This is a genomic window from Desulfocucumis palustris (genome assembly GCF_002933875.1).
Taxonomy (GTDB): Bacteria; Bacillota; Desulfotomaculia; order Desulfotomaculales; family Desulfocucumaceae; genus Desulfocucumis; species Desulfocucumis palustris.
Genome location: NZ_BFAV01000075.1, coordinates 1 through 14,514, shown reverse-complemented (window position 1 = coordinate 14,514; position 14,514 = coordinate 1). Strand labels below are relative to the sequence as shown.

The 14,514-nt window shown below is 47.9% G+C and carries 16 protein-coding genes; 3 read left to right on the top strand and 13 right to left on the bottom strand.

Translation table 11 applies throughout. The features are described from left to right. Positions 1-20: 20 nt before the first annotated feature. The 9 genes from DCCM_RS06450 to flgB form a co-directional block, all read right to left on the bottom strand. The gene (locus DCCM_RS06450; protein WP_165792035.1) at positions 21-1,835 is read right to left on the bottom strand and encodes a flagellar hook-length control protein FliK; all 1,815 of its coding nucleotides are present in this window, start codon (positions 1,833-1,835) and stop codon (positions 21-23) included. A 103-nt stretch (positions 1,836-1,938) separates the two neighbouring features. After that, on the bottom strand, positions 1,939-2,373 hold the full coding sequence (gene fliJ, locus DCCM_RS06445) for a flagellar export protein FliJ (protein ID WP_165792034.1): 435 nt from the start codon (positions 2,371-2,373) through the stop codon (positions 1,939-1,941). A 35-nt stretch (positions 2,374-2,408) separates the two neighbouring features. Then, positions 2,409-3,734, bottom strand: coding sequence for a flagellar protein export ATPase FliI (gene fliI / locus DCCM_RS06440; protein WP_104371619.1), 1,326 nt, complete (start codon positions 3,732-3,734; stop codon positions 2,409-2,411). Beyond that, the gene (locus DCCM_RS06435; protein WP_104371618.1) at positions 3,731-4,492 is read right to left on the bottom strand and encodes a FliH/SctL family protein; all 762 of its coding nucleotides are present in this window, start codon (positions 4,490-4,492) and stop codon (positions 3,731-3,733) included. Before DCCM_RS06435 ends, fliI begins: the two co-directional genes overlap by 4 nt. Next, complete coding sequence (gene fliG / locus DCCM_RS06430; protein ID WP_104371617.1) at positions 4,476-5,489, bottom strand: flagellar motor switch protein FliG; 1,014 nt, start codon at positions 5,487-5,489, stop codon at positions 4,476-4,478. Before fliG ends, DCCM_RS06435 begins: the two co-directional genes overlap by 17 nt. 6 nt (positions 5,490-5,495) lie before the next feature. Further along, the gene (gene fliF / locus DCCM_RS06425) at positions 5,496-7,046 is read right to left on the bottom strand and encodes a flagellar basal-body MS-ring/collar protein FliF (RefSeq protein ID WP_104371616.1); all 1,551 of its coding nucleotides are present in this window, start codon (positions 7,044-7,046) and stop codon (positions 5,496-5,498) included. 36 nt (positions 7,047-7,082) lie between these two features. Then, entirely contained in the window at positions 7,083-7,385 is a 303-nt protein-coding gene (fliE, locus tag DCCM_RS06420) for a flagellar hook-basal body complex protein FliE (protein WP_104371615.1), read from the bottom strand. Positions 7,386-7,500: 115 nt separating this feature from the next. Further along, complete coding sequence (flgC, locus tag DCCM_RS06415) at positions 7,501-7,941, bottom strand: flagellar basal body rod protein FlgC (RefSeq protein WP_104371614.1); 441 nt, start codon at positions 7,939-7,941, stop codon at positions 7,501-7,503. A 2-nt stretch (positions 7,942-7,943) separates the two neighbouring features. Beyond that, entirely contained in the window at positions 7,944-8,348 is a 405-nt protein-coding gene (gene flgB, locus DCCM_RS06410) for a flagellar basal body rod protein FlgB (RefSeq protein ID WP_104371613.1), read from the bottom strand. A gap of 415 nt (positions 8,349-8,763) precedes the next feature. Between flgB and DCCM_RS06405 the strand changes: the two genes are divergently transcribed. Both DCCM_RS06405 and DCCM_RS06400 read left to right on the top strand, forming a co-directional pair. Continuing rightward, positions 8,764-9,132 (top strand): nucleotidyltransferase family protein, encoded by a 369-nt coding sequence (locus tag DCCM_RS06405; protein WP_104371612.1) that lies wholly within the window; start codon positions 8,764-8,766, stop codon positions 9,130-9,132. Then, positions 9,129-9,638 (top strand): ribonuclease toxin HepT-like protein, encoded by a 510-nt coding sequence (locus DCCM_RS06400; RefSeq protein ID WP_104371611.1) that lies wholly within the window; start codon positions 9,129-9,131, stop codon positions 9,636-9,638. The genes DCCM_RS06405 and DCCM_RS06400 overlap by 4 nt, the downstream gene beginning before the upstream one ends. Positions 9,639-9,673: 35 nt before the next feature. Here DCCM_RS06400 and DCCM_RS06395 read toward each other — a convergent pair whose 3' ends face one another. The 4 genes from DCCM_RS06395 to fliD form a co-directional block, all read right to left on the bottom strand. Further along, complete coding sequence (locus tag DCCM_RS06395) at positions 9,674-10,045, bottom strand: flagellar protein FlaG (protein ID WP_231702680.1); 372 nt, start codon at positions 10,043-10,045, stop codon at positions 9,674-9,676. 419 nt (positions 10,046-10,464) lie between these two features. Next, complete coding sequence (gene fliT / locus DCCM_RS06390; RefSeq protein ID WP_104371610.1) at positions 10,465-10,881, bottom strand: flagellar protein FliT; 417 nt, start codon at positions 10,879-10,881, stop codon at positions 10,465-10,467. A 12-nt stretch (positions 10,882-10,893) separates the two neighbouring features. Continuing rightward, positions 10,894-11,268: a flagellar export chaperone FliS gene (fliS, locus tag DCCM_RS06385; protein ID WP_104371609.1), complete on the bottom strand. Its 375-nt coding sequence runs from the start codon at positions 11,266-11,268 to the stop codon at positions 10,894-10,896. Between the two features lie 19 nt (positions 11,269-11,287). Continuing rightward, a complete protein-coding gene (gene fliD / locus DCCM_RS06380; RefSeq protein ID WP_104371608.1) occupies positions 11,288-13,465 on the bottom strand; it encodes a flagellar filament capping protein FliD in 2,178 nt (725 codons plus the stop codon). 313 nt (positions 13,466-13,778) lie between these two features. On the opposite strand from fliD, the gene DCCM_RS06375 reads away from it, so the two are divergent. Beyond that, on the top strand, positions 13,779-14,514 hold a 736-nt coding region (locus tag DCCM_RS06375; RefSeq protein WP_165792033.1), incomplete at its 3' end, for an IS4 family transposase.

The following is a 14,514-nucleotide window of genomic DNA, read 5'->3' as shown; positions in this document are numbered from 1 at the left end:
CGGCGCCTCCTTTCCAAAGGTTAAACCAGTCTGTCCAGGTTATCGTTCATACCGGCTGTATCCTGTTGCATCCTCTCCGGGAAAGGGCTGTCGTCGCCGTTATTTGTAAAATACGGATTTGCATTGCCCTGCTGCTGATATCTTTGCTGCCCCGGCTGACGTGAATCTTCCTGTCCCACAAAGGCTGCCGCGTCGTTTAGCTGAATATTTTGCTGTGACAGTATCTCCCTGAGTTGGGGCAATGTTCCCTCCACGGCATCCCTGGCCATCACGCTGGAGGTGTAAAAATGGGCGGTCAACTCTCCCCTGGCGTAAGATAGCCTTACTGTCAGTTCGCCCAGCTGTTTGGGTTCAAGTTTAAGCCTGATGGTGGTCGCGGCGCTGCCATCCTTATTATCAAGATGGTTCATCAATTGAGTTACGGCACGCAGCACTATCTGGGGCGCCTGTTTAACCTGTGCGCCGCCCATATCAGGCACTTCCGGTTTTAATTGGGCAAAGGCCGTCTGTTTAACCTGCGGGACGTTATTTGTTGCAATATCATTTGTTGTTGTATCATTCGCTGTTATATTATTTGCTGTATTTGATAATGTTTTATCCTTCGCAGTTATATCATTGACCGCTGCCGCACCCTGCCAACCGGTTTTATTAACCTTTATGCCGGCCACAGGCTCCCTGCCGGGTTCTGGTGTTGATGCCGGTTGCTCATTTAATGCCTTTGCCTCCGGCCGATGATTGGTGAACGGCAAAGTTTTCCGTCCGGACATTTGCCCGTTACCTTGCTCCTGTCCGGCAGCCGGATTTTTGACGGCGACTGCCTCAACTTGCTTTTGGTCTTCATTTTTCAGGGGGAGATTATTACCCGTATCATTGGAGTTAACCTTGCCGGTTGCCTCCTTTTTATTTGACCCGGCTGTCAGCACTGCCGTCAATTCAGCTGCCATACCGGTTAAATCCCGCCCCCGGGCTGTAACCGGTTTCTGTAATTCATCGCCGGTTTCAGCGGCAGGTTGTCCAATTATAGCCCCGGCTTCCGGTTGTCCGGTCACGGTCACAGTCTTGCCCGCAGCGCCTTCCGAGACGGGAACCACATCAGGAGTATATACGACGGCTTCGGTCAAATTAGTCCGGGCGCCAGCCATGCTTATATTCGCGGCAGGAGCGTCCCCGGGAAGAATGCCGGTAATGGTCGGCACTTTAGACTGGTTTTCCTGTGCGCCGGTATTCCCGGCAACACCGCTCCCCGGAAGAATATTTGCCGCTGCCGGCTCATCGGGCTGGACATTCTGCACACCCGTGTTGGCAGCTGCGCCGCTGTCCGGAGGAAGAATGTTGGCGATGGCTGAAGCACCGGACCCCATGTTCTGCGTAACCGCATTCCAGGCAGTATCGTTCTCCGGAAGAATGTTTGTGCCGGTTGACACGCCGGGTTGTGTATACTGCGCCCCTGTTCCCGGGCCGGTTTCATTCACCGGCAATACGTAAGCACCGGCCAACAAATCCATACCAGCCGGAACCTCCATATCCCCGGCAGGTAACCCCCCGGCTGTCTCCGGACCCGCCTGGGGCGGCAACCCCGGCGCCGGTGGGCTTGTCACCAGGAAAGACGGTACAGTCATGGCATTATCGGCTATTACCCCCTGAGTGCCCGCTTCACTGCCGGAAAAGGCCACTATATCCGGTTGAGACTGGAATATCTGGCCGGCTGCGTTATTCTGGCCGGGCACCAGCACCGCCATCAGCATAGCCATAAAATCCCCGGCATTATCGGTCCCTGCCACTACATCCCCACACTTTGCGGACATGTCGTTAACACCGGCCGACTCTATTCTCACATTATCACCTCCTTTCATTAATATGGTCGGGGCGCAAACCCTCCGGACCGTCTTAACTACTTACCCTTCAACCATCTGGTTAGGGAATGCCCCCAATTTATACTCATGCCCTTTTTCTGGCATACTGCAATGTTCCAATTTCATCCAGTATTTTTTGCTCTGCCGCATTGAGGTCATTAATGAACCGCAGATACTGATTTTGCTTTAATTTTTCCATTACCAGCCTGTCTTTGCGGGCATCCGCCATGGCAGCTCTTTTCTTTTCCATTTTGCCGGATGACTTTTCCACAAAAATATGGCATTTTAGCAAGCTGTTTTTTAGATATTCAATATACAGGCTTTTGTTGATTACATCTATGCCATCCGCCTTTTCCCCGGCTTCTCCAACAGCCCTTTCAAAACTGGCGTTGACCTCTTCAAGTCTTTGCAATTCCCTGAAATATTCCCTTTGCGCCTCCGCAAATTCCAATATGGCCTGTTCTTCTCTGAGCAGTCTCTGCTTTAACACCGGCTCCAGCCTGAAAAGAAATTTTTTCAATATATTACCTCCATAAAAAGAGGAGCAAAGCGGTATCAAGCTCCCAGCTGTTCAAGACTCAAAAGCATGTTCTCATAATCCGACAACTCATACATGTCCTGTTTGAGAAAGGATATTATATCTTCATAACTGTTTATGGCGTCATCAATTTTGGCGTCGGACCCCTTTATATAAGCCCCTATTTTTATCAAGTCCTCGGATTGTTTGTAGGTTGCCAGCAAGTCCCTCAACCTGGCTGCCCGTGCCCTCTGTTCCGCCGTGGTGATTTCCGGCATTAACCGGCTTATGCTGGCCAGGACGTCGATGGCCGGGAAGTGGTTCCGGGAAGCCAATTCCCGGCTCAACACTATATGGCCGTCAAGAATACCCCTTACCGCATCCGAGATAGGTTCGTTCATGTCATCAGCATCCACCAGCACGGTATAAAAGGCTGTAATCGAACCCTCCGTTCCCATCCCCGAACGTTCCAGGAGTTTGGGTAAAAGGGCAAATACCGAGGGGGTATATCCCTTGGTTGCCGGAGGTTCGCCGATGGCCAGCCCCACCTCCCGCTGGGCCATGGCAAACCGCGTAACCGAATCCATCATTAACATTACATTTTTACCTTTATCACGGAAATATTCCGCGATGGAACTGGCCACAAAGGCTCCCTTCAATCTTACCAGCGCCGGCTGGTCGGAGGTGGCTGCCACCACCACCGAGCGGGAAAGGCCTTCCTCCCCCAAATCCCCTTCGATAAAATCCCTCACTTCACGGCCGCGTTCCCCTATAAGCGCTATAACATTCACATCCGCCCGGCAGTAACGGGCGATCATGCCCAGCAGGGTACTTTTACCCACGCCGCTGCCGGCGAAAATACCTATGCGCTGCCCCCTGCCGCAGGTAAGCAATGAATCAATAGCCCTTACACCGGTGGGAAGGATTTCTTCTATGCGCTTCCTGGCAAGAGGATTGGGGGGAACATTGTGAACGCTGTATTCCTCTCCGGGGTCCCAGGAGGGTTCCTCCCAGTCCATGGGCTGGCCCAGCCCGTCAAGTATGCGGCCCAGAAGCCGGGCTCCCACCTTAACGGAAAAAGGCTTGCCCCTGGGTACCACGTAACAGCCGGGAAATACACCCTTCAATTCCCCCAGGGGCATCATCAGGGTCACATCCTCAGCGAAACCGACAACCTCCGCCTTAACGGAAACCTGTTCACCCGGCGCCAGTATGTCGCAAACCTCACCGACCCCGGCGGAAATCCCCTTGACCTCCACCGTAAGACCGATGACCCTGGTCACCTGGCCGGTGGCTTTGAGAAGCCTTGCGTTCCTGACCCTGTTGCGCCAGAATTCCAGGTTTATATGCGGGGCGCCGCTCATGGTTCCTCACCCTTTAAAGCCTGCATCAGGGCCTGCCAGCGTGTGCCTATATTGGCATCCACCCGTCCGTGGCGGGTCTCGGCCACAATTCCTCCGGGACTGACCCCGGCATCCGAAATAATATGCAGGGCGGCCTTTGGCGGAATAAGATTTTTAAGCTCATCAACCCTTTTCTCAATAATGGCTGTTTCGGATGGATTCACATAAAGCACAACCTCGTCCCTGTTTTTAAGCATTTCAACCGCTTCCCCGGCAACTGCCAGGATAATTTCAGGATTTTGCCTTAATTCGGCGAACAAAATTTTACCTGCCATATCCTTGGCCAAATCTATTATTTCATCCTCCAGGGAGTCCAGGGTCCGCCTGCGTATTTCTTCCGACTGGCGGAGCACCGAGCGGGCCTGATCCTTAATATCGTTGGCCTCCGCCGTGGCCTTGGCCAGGGCTTCTTTCCTGCCCTCCTGAAAACCCGACTCCCGGGCTTCCCTCTTTATTTCCTCGGCTTCCCGCCGGGCGTCCTCCATGGCGTTTCGTATGATATCCGCAGCCTCCGCGGTGGCGGAATCGAAAATTGCCCTGGACTCGGCTTCCGCTTTGAGCAGTTTATTCTGCGCCTCGTTAAGCATTTCCTCAATCAATTCTTCCCGGGAAATGCCTGTTTCCGTTTCTTCCCTGTGAAATTTATGCCTTATCTCCAGGGGATACGTCTTTTCGCCTTCCACAGCCTGGCCTCTGATAATCTTAGAGGAGGACAGCATCTTCGCCACCCCGCGCTATTATAATTTCTCCGGCTTCGTCAAGGCGTCTTATCAGCTGTACAATGCGCTGCTGGGATTCTTCAACGTCCCGCAGCCGCACGGGCCCCATAAACTGTATTTCCTCCCTGAGCATGTCCGCTGCCCGTTTGGACATATTTTTGTATATTCTGTTGCGCACTTCCTCGTTGGAACCCCGCATGGCCCTGGCCAGATCCTTTTGGTCCACTTCCCTCAACACCCTCTGGATGGCCGTATCGTGCAGCTTTATGATATCCTCGAATACAAACATCAGCTTGCGGATTTCGTCCGTCAATTCCGGGTCGTTCATTTCCAATTCTTCCAGTATGGTCTTTTCCGTGGACCGGTCCACCCGGCTTAGAATGTTCACCAGCGCCTTTATTCCACCGGTTTGCTGATCCTGCTGGGTAACAATCAATGAAAGCTTTTTCTCCAGGATATTTTCCACTTCCTTAATGATGTCCGGAGCTATCCTGTCAATAATTGCCACCCGTCTGGCCACATCCGCCTGAATTTCCGGTATCAATGAAGCCAGTATCATTGAGGCCTGGTCCGGATGCAAATAGGACAATATCAGGGCTATGGTCTGAGGATGCTCATCTTTTATAAAGTTAAAAAGATGTTTCGGATCTGTGCGCCTTAAGCCGTTGAAAGGGACCCTCTGAATGGTGCTGGACACCTTGCTTAAAATTTCTTTTGCTTTTTGCTCCCCAAGGGCCTTTTCAAGAATGTCTTTGGCATAATCAAAGCCGCCCCTGGCCAAAAATTCCCTGGCCTGGGTCAACTGGTAAAACTCATCCAGAACATACCTTTGAATGTCTTTGGGTATGTTTTCAAACAGGGAAATTTCCTGGGTTATTCTCTCCACTTCATCATCGGTAAATCCCTTTTGCAAAACACTGGCTGATACCGAGGCTCCCAGGGATATTAGCAAAATCGCGGTTTTTTGAATTCCTGTCAAATTAGAGGGTACCAGCATGTCGCACTACTCCCTAAGCCAAAGCTTGATGATTTCTGCTACTTCATCGGGATTCTCCTGGGCAATATCCTTGATGTCGTCCTCGCGGCTCCTGGCCCGCTGGACAACCTCCAGAGGCTCATCCTCCCGAAGCACATTTATTTCCTCTTCTTCCTGCTGCCTGGCCAATTCCTCAGCCAGTCTCGCGGCCCTGCGCCGGCGAAGCATTGCTATGTAAGCAACCAGCAAGACCAGCAGTATGAAAGCTCCCGACGCCATGGCGGCAATCAGCATGTTGCGCTTTGCAGCCTCCGCCCTGGCCTTTTCCGCCGCCATTTCAGCCTCGGCCTCCTTCTGGAGGGAATCGTCAAAGGCCATGCTGGATACGGTAATCTGGTCCCCCCTGGCCTGGTCATAGCCAATGGCGGTGGCCACCACATTATTAATCTGCTGTAACTGGGACTGCGGGAAATTCCCGTTCACCACCACTGACGCGGAAAGCCTTTTAACACTGCCTGGGGCCTCCACCACGGATTCCTGTTTCGAGGGAACCTGGTAATTGGTGGTATTCTCCTGTTTTGAATAACTTGAGCCACTGCCGGTGGATGCCTGGGCGGAAACCGTGCTTCCCGGCAGTTCGGAATCGGTTCCCGGAGGTCCGCCCTCGGTGGAGCCGCTGCCTGTTTCTTCCAGATTGTGTTGACTCAGTGTTTTGCCTTCATCGTAGGTGGTGCTGGTGCTTTGCTTCTGGTCAAAATCCAGTTCCGCGGTAACCATGGACACAGCCTTGCCGGGTCCCAGTATCTGGCGAAGCATTTGCTGTATTCTGTTTTCAAGTTCTTTTTCATATGCCCTTTTGATTTCGTAATGATCCAGTGTCTGCAGGGTGAAATTAAGCGAATTATCTTTAAGTCTCAAGGTATCGGTCAAAGAATTGCCTTCCATGTCAATAATATTGACGTTTTCCGGCTTCAGCCCCTCGACGCTTCCGGTTACCAGATCCACTATACCCCTGACATGCTCCGGGGCAAGTGTGGCCGAGGGCTTAAGCTTCAGGGCGATGGAAGCGGAGGGCTCCACCTGCTCGTCCAAAAACAGGCTTTTTCTGGGAAGAACCAGATGCACCCTGGCCTGTTCAACTGCGTCCAGCTGCACTATGGTCCTTCTAAGCTCCTCCTGCAGCGCCCTCTGATATCCCACTTGCTGCTCAAATTCGGTAACACCCAGCTTGTTCTGGTCAAAAAGCTCAAAGCCCACGCCGCTATTGTACAGCGCACCGGAACTGGCCAACGATATACGGGTTTCATAAACTTTATTTTCAGGAACTTCGATTGTCTTTCCCTGATCGGTGACGCGGTAAGGTATTTTCTCTTTTTTTAACTCCTCAGCTATTTTCCCCGCTTCCTTGGGATCAAGCCCGGTAAACAGCGGAGCGTAGGGAGTGCTGAAAAGTTTTTGCCCGAGAAAGGCCAGGGCCAGTAATATGACAACAACCACCGATACGGCAATGATTTTTTGTACCCTTGTAAGACCCTGCCACCTCTCCCGGAACCTTACCATTAACTCGCCAAAATTCACTTAAGAACCACTTCCCTCATAAAAATGAGGATACACTTATACCTGCATCCGTGAAATTTCCTGATATGCTTCAATTACTTTATTTCTAACCTCAGTTGCCAATAGAAGCATTATTTTGGCCTGTTCCATGGCAATGGTCACCTGGTGCACTTCCTGCACTTCACCGGTGAGAAACCCCTTAATCGTCTCATTAGCGTTAATCTGGGACTTGTTCACGTCCTGAAGCGCCTTATTCAGCATTTGACCAAAGGATGCCCCGGCAGTTTCACCGGAAGCTTCCGGGCCTTGTACATCGGGCTGCACCTGCGGCAGTATTAGGGGCAGAGGAGCGATTTGCATTTTTATAACCCCCGGCAACATTATTAAAGAAAGATAAATTTTTTATGAATATTTTATAAAGATTTTTTTAATTACACCGATAATTACAGTAAAGTCTGCGTATTTAATATTAGAGTCAGCGGATTAAATCCAGGGCCCGGGCCGCCATACTCTTTCCCGCTTCAAAAACGGTGGCATTCGCGTCGTAAGCCCTGGCGGCGGCGATCATATTTACCATTTCGTTGGCAATATTAATATTGGGATACGCCACGTAGCCTTCCTGGTTGGCATATGGATGGGAGGGATCCAGAACCATTCTGGGTTCGGAGAAATCCTGTATGATTTTTGGCACATGAACCCCGGATTTGACATAGCGTTCCTCACCGGGGATGGTGCCAGCCTGCCTGGTTAAAAGTTCTGAAAACACAGGCACATTGCGCCGGTATACCGGGCGGGACGGATCTCCCGGCACCCCGGCGGTATTGAAGTTGGCAATGTCATTGGAAATCAGATCCAGCCAAAGCCGGTTTGCAGTCATGCCTGAAGCGCTAATACCAAAGGATTCAAACAACGGCAATATTATCTACCTCCCCGAATTACGTTTTCAAGACCGGTATATTTGCTGTCCAGTATTAGCGAAGAAGTATCATAAACCAGTGAATTTGCGGCATTATTAACCATTTCCTGGTCAATGTCAACGTTATTCCCGCCATAGCGCATGGTGGTGCCCTTTTCCTGAATCACCACTGGTGAAACACTTGCCAGTGAAGGAATCCCCCCCATGTGCCTGTCACTGGTGGTTAACATGACTATCTCCTGTTTCCCCAGGGCGGCTTTAAGCTGCTCCTGAAAGGACACATAAGACTTTTTAAAACCCGGGGTATTCACATTGGCCACATTGTTGGCAATGACCCGGTGGGTTAGCGCCGACGCATCCAGCTGTCTGCTTAAAGAAAGCAATACCGGATTCGCAAATAGGTCCATAATTTTCCTATCACCCTCTGCTTTCTGTTTATGCGCACAAAGACAATTGCAATTAAATTATAGTTAAAAAACTACAAGAAAATTAAAATACTGACAATATGTATTAATTTATACAATGATGTATCATAGTTAGTAATTATTCAACAAGAAAGATTTTTTTCCTCCCAATGCTTCCAGTAAAATAATTTTTCGACATAAATAACCAGTATGTTTAGCCCGGCACTACATAGGATTAATTGAACAAGCCCGGAAAAAGGCACAATTTACCAGGTATCCCTGAACAGCGAAGCAGCTAGAAAAAACAACTCCCCGGGGAAATTCTTCCGGAGAGTTGTTTTGTATTTATGCTATTATAGAATTATAATTATTTCGTCACGAATACCTGAGCGCCAATCCCGGGGAGGCAAGTTATGGGATGGATGAACAAGCATATGTTGAGAATCTGCGCCGGGCCTGGCAAAAACGCACAATGCAAAAACAGGAAAATATGGCAAGGCTGCGTCAGGACGCCCTGCAAAAAGCTGCTGCCGCAGCCGCTTACCTTAAAGAAAAATATAAAGTTACCGCAGTATATCTTTATGGCTCCCTGGTCTGGGGAAAGCATTTTTCCAATAGATCCGATATCGACCTTCTTGTAGAAGGCTTTCCCGCAGAAAGAGATTATTGGAGAATGCTGGTGGAATTGGAGGGCATAGCTGAACCGCTGGAAATCAATATCGTTTTAGGCGAGAACGCCAAGCCCGGCCTTCGGGAGAAGGCAAGAAAAGAGGGAAATTTATTGTGACCCGCAAACAATTCACAATTATTGCCACCCGCCTGAAAGAAGAGCTTGAGAACATCAGAAGCCTGTGCAAAGAGCTTTCCGACAGAGGACTGACCGGTTCAAAAAAAAAGATAAAATCAGTTCTTCCTCCCGGGGATACGTTTATTTTGAGGGCCATTGGGTCCATTCTTCATGATTTTTACGTGTCCGTGGAAAACATTTTTGAAACTGTCGCCAGGGAAATAGATGAAAGCATACCCACAGGTGAACACTGGCACCGGGAACTGCTGTTGCGAATGGTCCTGGACATTCCCGAAGTGAGACCGCCTCTCCTTTCCAGGGAAACAGCGGGCAAATTAGATGAATTCAGAGCATTCCGGCATGTATTTAGAAATGTCTATGGTTTCAACCTTTCACCCGATAGAATAGTTGATTTGGTCAATAGGCTCATTCACACCGCGGATTGCCTGGAACAGGAGGTTCATACCTTTATTCAGACAATGAAAAAAGTAATGCCCGGGGAATAGCAAATTCATCGGGCATATTTTATGCCTGCTGTTTTTTATATGAACTTATCCACGGCAAATCCCAGCATCTCTTTGAAGTGAGCCACCATGTCCAATACCCGTTCCGGCGGGATTTCCCTGACCACGGTATTGTCAGCAGGGTTTATTACCTTCACATAATATTCTCCGCTCTTTTGGTGAAGAGAGAACCTTAACTCCGTGCTGTAGGTTTCCATGGTTTTATTTAACTGCCTGATAGCATCATCCACCTGGTCCGGCATACTTTTATCCTGGGAATTGCCTTCCCCCTGCCCATCAATTACGCCATAAGCGGGAACTGCCAGGTCAGCTGATACTTCACTCTGCCTGTATGAACTTTCACTATATCCCGCTACGGGCATTCCCCCTGTCACACCCTGAACTTTCACCACATATTCCCCCTTCTTTTTCTCTGCGAAGAAACCAGCATGCTGTGCTGTCTTTTCCACGGCTCACCAAAGCAGTATTCCAAACAACAATTGCATCTTTAAATATTAATTACCCGGAAAACATTTTTCAATATAACTAATGTCTCATTTTTATCCTGTATGCGAATATTTTCAAATTACCTTATTATATTATATCGGCTGCGTTTAATTTTAACTTTATTCACTATACTTCAGCCTATTAAATTTTTGCAGACCATGTAAAAGCCTATGCTGGCCGTTCCGAACCAAATTTGAAATCATGCATCGTTTTATCAACTGGCCGAAGGATATTCGCTGGTGAAGCAAAAAAAGGAACCCTCGGAGGTTCGTTCTTCCCAAAGGATCCTTTCTATCTGCACTTGGCAATTAATTCATTTTCCTTATTTTTTCTTCTCTATGAAATACCCATAAACCTGGGAATTTCTGCTGGAATAGGATTGCGTAGCCCTTTTGGCATTTTTTAAATCTTTAAGCTTTTTCTTTATTCCACCGTAAAACTCTTCCGCCCGGATTTGCAGTTTATTATTAGTCACTTGAATATCCTTAACTAACGTGGATATTTCTTCTCTTAAAGTATCATTACATTCGTTATCTTGCGAAGTTGTTGTGTTATGTTCAATCAAAGCCACCTGTTCGTCAACATCATTAATTTTATCAATAAATGTTTGCCTGTCATTTATCAGCCGCAAAAATTTATCCGTATCCTCCATCTCCAAAGCTTCATCCATCAGGCAGGTGATGGTTTTAATCTCCAACAACATATTTCTCTTCTGTTCCAGGAACTGCTCCAAAGTCATGTTGATTCAGCCCTATCCATTACTTTTCTTCAACATCTCGGCCCAGGTATTTCTCAATTCTTCAATCAGGCCCAGCACTTCCAGCATGACTTCCTTATCCTTTTGGATATTGGCATGGACCAAACGCCGGTACATATAATCATACAGGCTGTCCAAATTTTTGGATATTTCATATTCCATATTGAGTGTGGATGACAGATACAGAATAATATCCTGAGACCTTTTGCAGTTTTCATTAACCCTGTCAACATTGTTTTCTTCCAGACTCTTTATTGCGCCGTTGATAAATTTGATGGCCCCGTTATAAAGCATAAGGGTCAATTGTCCGGGGGAAGCTCCGTTAACGGAATTTGCCTGATACTGCTGATACGGATTGGCCATCGCCATTTCAAATACACCCCTTTAATTATTGTTGATTTGACCCGCTGCTAAACATATTGGTCAGCCAGGTGCTCTGGGAATTAAGCTTCATGATAGCCTGTTCCATAGCCGTGAATTGGTTCCAGTAACGCTCCTCAATATCCCCCAGCCTATCTTCCAAATCATCAATATCATCGTCTATTTCAGTTATTTTTTTACCAATAGTGCTGTCATCATACAGGTCGGTTCCGTAACCGGCCTTATCTGACAGGCTGCTTATGCCACTACTCAAATTATCATAGATACTTGCCGCGATGCCCTTTTCCGAGTAGTTGTCACTGCTCTTCGTAAAAAGCTGCATTACCCCTTCGGGGTCTTTGGCAATGGCCTCCCTCAAGCTGGTTTCATCTATTGTCAGCTTGCCGTCCTCAGAACTGTTGGAGGTATATATTGCCGTTTTAATACCAATGTCCGCAAGGTTATCATAATTTTGGAAACTCACAATACCTGAAACCGATGATGCCATATTTGTGCGCATTTTATACACAATATCGGTCAAAATGCTGTCATTTTTAAGCAATCCTTGACGGGCGAGTTTTTCCCACTGTTCGATTTGGTTTTCCGTCATCTCTTCCTTTTGCTCATCAGTCAGCGGGGTGTAGTCCTTATACCGCTTTTCTTTAGTTTTCTCCTGCACGGTGGTTATGGTCGTGTTATATAAATCAACAAAATCTTTTATCGCGTTATAAACCTTATCCACGTCCTGGCTCACGTTAACATTAACGGTAGTACCGGGAGAAGCTGATTTCAGGTTGTAGGTAACCCCGTTCACCGTAGCGTTATTGCTGGAAAATGTAAAATCAGTCCCGTCAATTTTAATGCTGGCATCCGAACCGCTATCAGTAACGTCAGAGTCGGTAGTCAGCTTCAGCATCCTGCTCAAACTGCCGGAGCCACCATCTTTTACAGTAATTTCCCGATCAGCACCGGTGGAAGTGGTGGTTAAAAACAGCCTGTCAAGGGTCGCGTCGTATGAGGCCTGGATATCCCACAGCTTTCCATCTTTTTTATGGGTGTTAATTCTATAAACCAGGTCGTAAATGGTTTGAGATTCGCAGTTGATTGTGATTTCTTCTCCATTGATAACCAGGGATGAAACTCCTAGACTGCTGTCGTTAAGTTGCAATCCCAGGGTGGATTTTTTGATGCTGGTTGCAACGCTGGTATTGCCGCCACTGCCTGCAGTATCTGCGGCAATGGTTAATACTCCATTATCATCATCCGTTATTACAACGCCGCTGGGGGATACGGACTCCTGCACGGCATCGGCGATGGTGGCGGCGGTTTTGCCGTCAATATCAATGGCATAATCTGCCCCGGCGGCCGATTTAGCGACTGACGCATCGGCGTATTTAGATCCGCTGTCACTGAAAAACACTACTTTTTTGTTGCCTATGGTGACAACCACGCCCTCCGTGGGAACCCCGGTAAAAGTAAGTTTTGTAGCTGCGGTTACGGCATTTTCCCCTATGGTTGTTTGTGTATCTGTAACACGTGAAGCACCGGTTCCGGAGACCTCAAGGTAATTGCCCGCAGTGCCTATCCTGGACCCAGTGGTTTTGGCCGTGGCAAAAACCACAGAATTACTCACAGTAAAAGTCCAGTTATTTCCAAGGCTGGACTCCTCCAGTGCTTTTTTCAGGTTTTCAGAAGTTTCCTTCGCATCCTTGCCTATGGTAAAGTCAGTACCGGCAACCAGTGTAACCCCGTCCCAGGTAAATTGCTCACCGTCGGAAAAATTTGAGCCGACACTAAAACCATATTTTGCTGCGACGGCATCAATTCCAGTGGCTTGAACTTTGGATTCAACCACCGAGCCGATTTCTCCCCCTGTAATGGAAGCGCCTTCCGCCAGGCTATTTACTACAACGGTATGGTTAAGGACAGCCGCCGAGGAACTGGCGGTGGCAGACACCAGGGCCTCATTGGACGAAGTGGCCTGACGGGCCAGATATGTGCTTTGGAGCTTCATATTAAAAGCGGAATCCCTGAGGGTTCGCAGGGTATTGTTCATGCTGCGGTAGTCTTCACTCTGCCATTCCAGTACCTGCTTCTGTTGCTTTAATTTATCCAGTGGCACACGGCGGGCCTTCATCAATTGCTCAACCATGGAATCCACATCAAAGCCAGAGACCAAGCCACCAATCCTTAAACTGCTGGACATAATACTATCCCACCTTTAGTTTAAACTCTACCTCTATAATCGTTATATCTTTAAGAAACTTAAGGGCATTATTTTAATTTCGTGAATGATTATGTTTTTGTCCAGCATCTCCGCCAGGCCACAATGCGACAATATTAAGAATTACCTTTTCGAATTGTAACTAACTCAACTTTCTCACTTGAATAATTGACTTCAAGCCTTGATATTACTGGGTTTGCTTCGACTATTTTTGCATAAAAACAACAAAAACACCCCTAACTTTTGGTAAAATAGAATCACCAAAAACCACTCTACCAAAGGAAAGGGATGTTTTATGAAATCTATTTTACCAGATCAATATGAAATTAAAAACCAGTTTAACTCTCGCGTGGATGATTTCTTAGCAAAGTACGAAATTGGAAAAATATTGCACGGCTCAAACATTCGTAAACAAACTGGGGTTAGCTGTTTCATTCTCTTTAAGTTCATTTTTCTACTTGTCTTTACCGGAAAGAATTTTTACCGGACTTTGCAATCCGGGGCTGACCGTGGAAATCCGGAAAAGGACGCTGTTTACCGCTTTTTGAATTCATTCCGGTATAATTGGAGAAAATTTTTACTCATACTCTGTTCAACTATTATTAAGGAAACCATTGAGCCGCTGACATCCAGCAGCAGGAAGAATGTCCTTATTCTTGATGACTCTCTGTACAGCCGCAATAGAAGCAAGGCCGTTGAGTTGCTGGCCAGGGTCAAGGATCATGTTGAAAACAGATATGTTCATGGATTTCGAATGCTTACCCTTGGTTGGTCAGATGGTAATACTTTTCTGCCGGTGGCCTTTTCTCTGCTCAGTTCTAAAGAGGAAAGAAACCGGATTTGTGGGATTGACCAACGGATCGATAAACGCACCACCGGCTACAAAAGAAGGGCTGAAAGCATTAAAAAATCGACTGAGGTGATGTTTGACCTTCTACGCCAAGCCCAGGAGTATGGTATCCAGGCAAGGCATCTTCTTTTCGACAGCTGGTTTGCCTTTCCGTCCGTTATCTGCAGGGTGCGTGAACATC

Coding starts and splice junctions, on each gene's coding strand:
- fliI (WP_104371619.1), bottom strand. CDS start 3,734: ATGAGCGGCGCCCCGCATATAAACCTGGAATTCTGGCGCAACAGGGTC.
- flgB (WP_104371613.1), bottom strand. CDS start 8,348: ATGGACCTATTTGCGAATCCGGTATTGCTTTCTTTAAGCAGACAGCTG.
- fliE (WP_104371615.1), bottom strand. CDS start 7,385: ATGCAAATCGCTCCTCTGCCCCTAATACTGCCGCAGGTGCAGCCCGAT.
- fliT (WP_104371610.1), bottom strand. CDS start 10,881: ATGACTTTGGAGCAGTTCCTGGAACAGAAGAGAAATATGTTGTTGGAG.
- fliS (WP_104371609.1), bottom strand. CDS start 11,268: ATGGCGATGGCCAATCCGTATCAGCAGTATCAGGCAAATTCCGTTAAC.
- fliG (WP_104371617.1), bottom strand. CDS start 5,489: ATGCTGGTACCCTCTAATTTGACAGGAATTCAAAAAACCGCGATTTTG.
- fliD (WP_104371608.1), bottom strand. CDS start 13,465: ATGTCCAGCAGTTTAAGGATTGGTGGCTTGGTCTCTGGCTTTGATGTG.
- DCCM_RS06435 (WP_104371618.1), bottom strand. CDS start 4,492: ATGCTGTCCTCCTCTAAGATTATCAGAGGCCAGGCTGTGGAAGGCGAA.
- DCCM_RS06405 (WP_104371612.1), top strand. CDS start 8,764: ATGGATGAACAAGCATATGTTGAGAATCTGCGCCGGGCCTGGCAAAAA.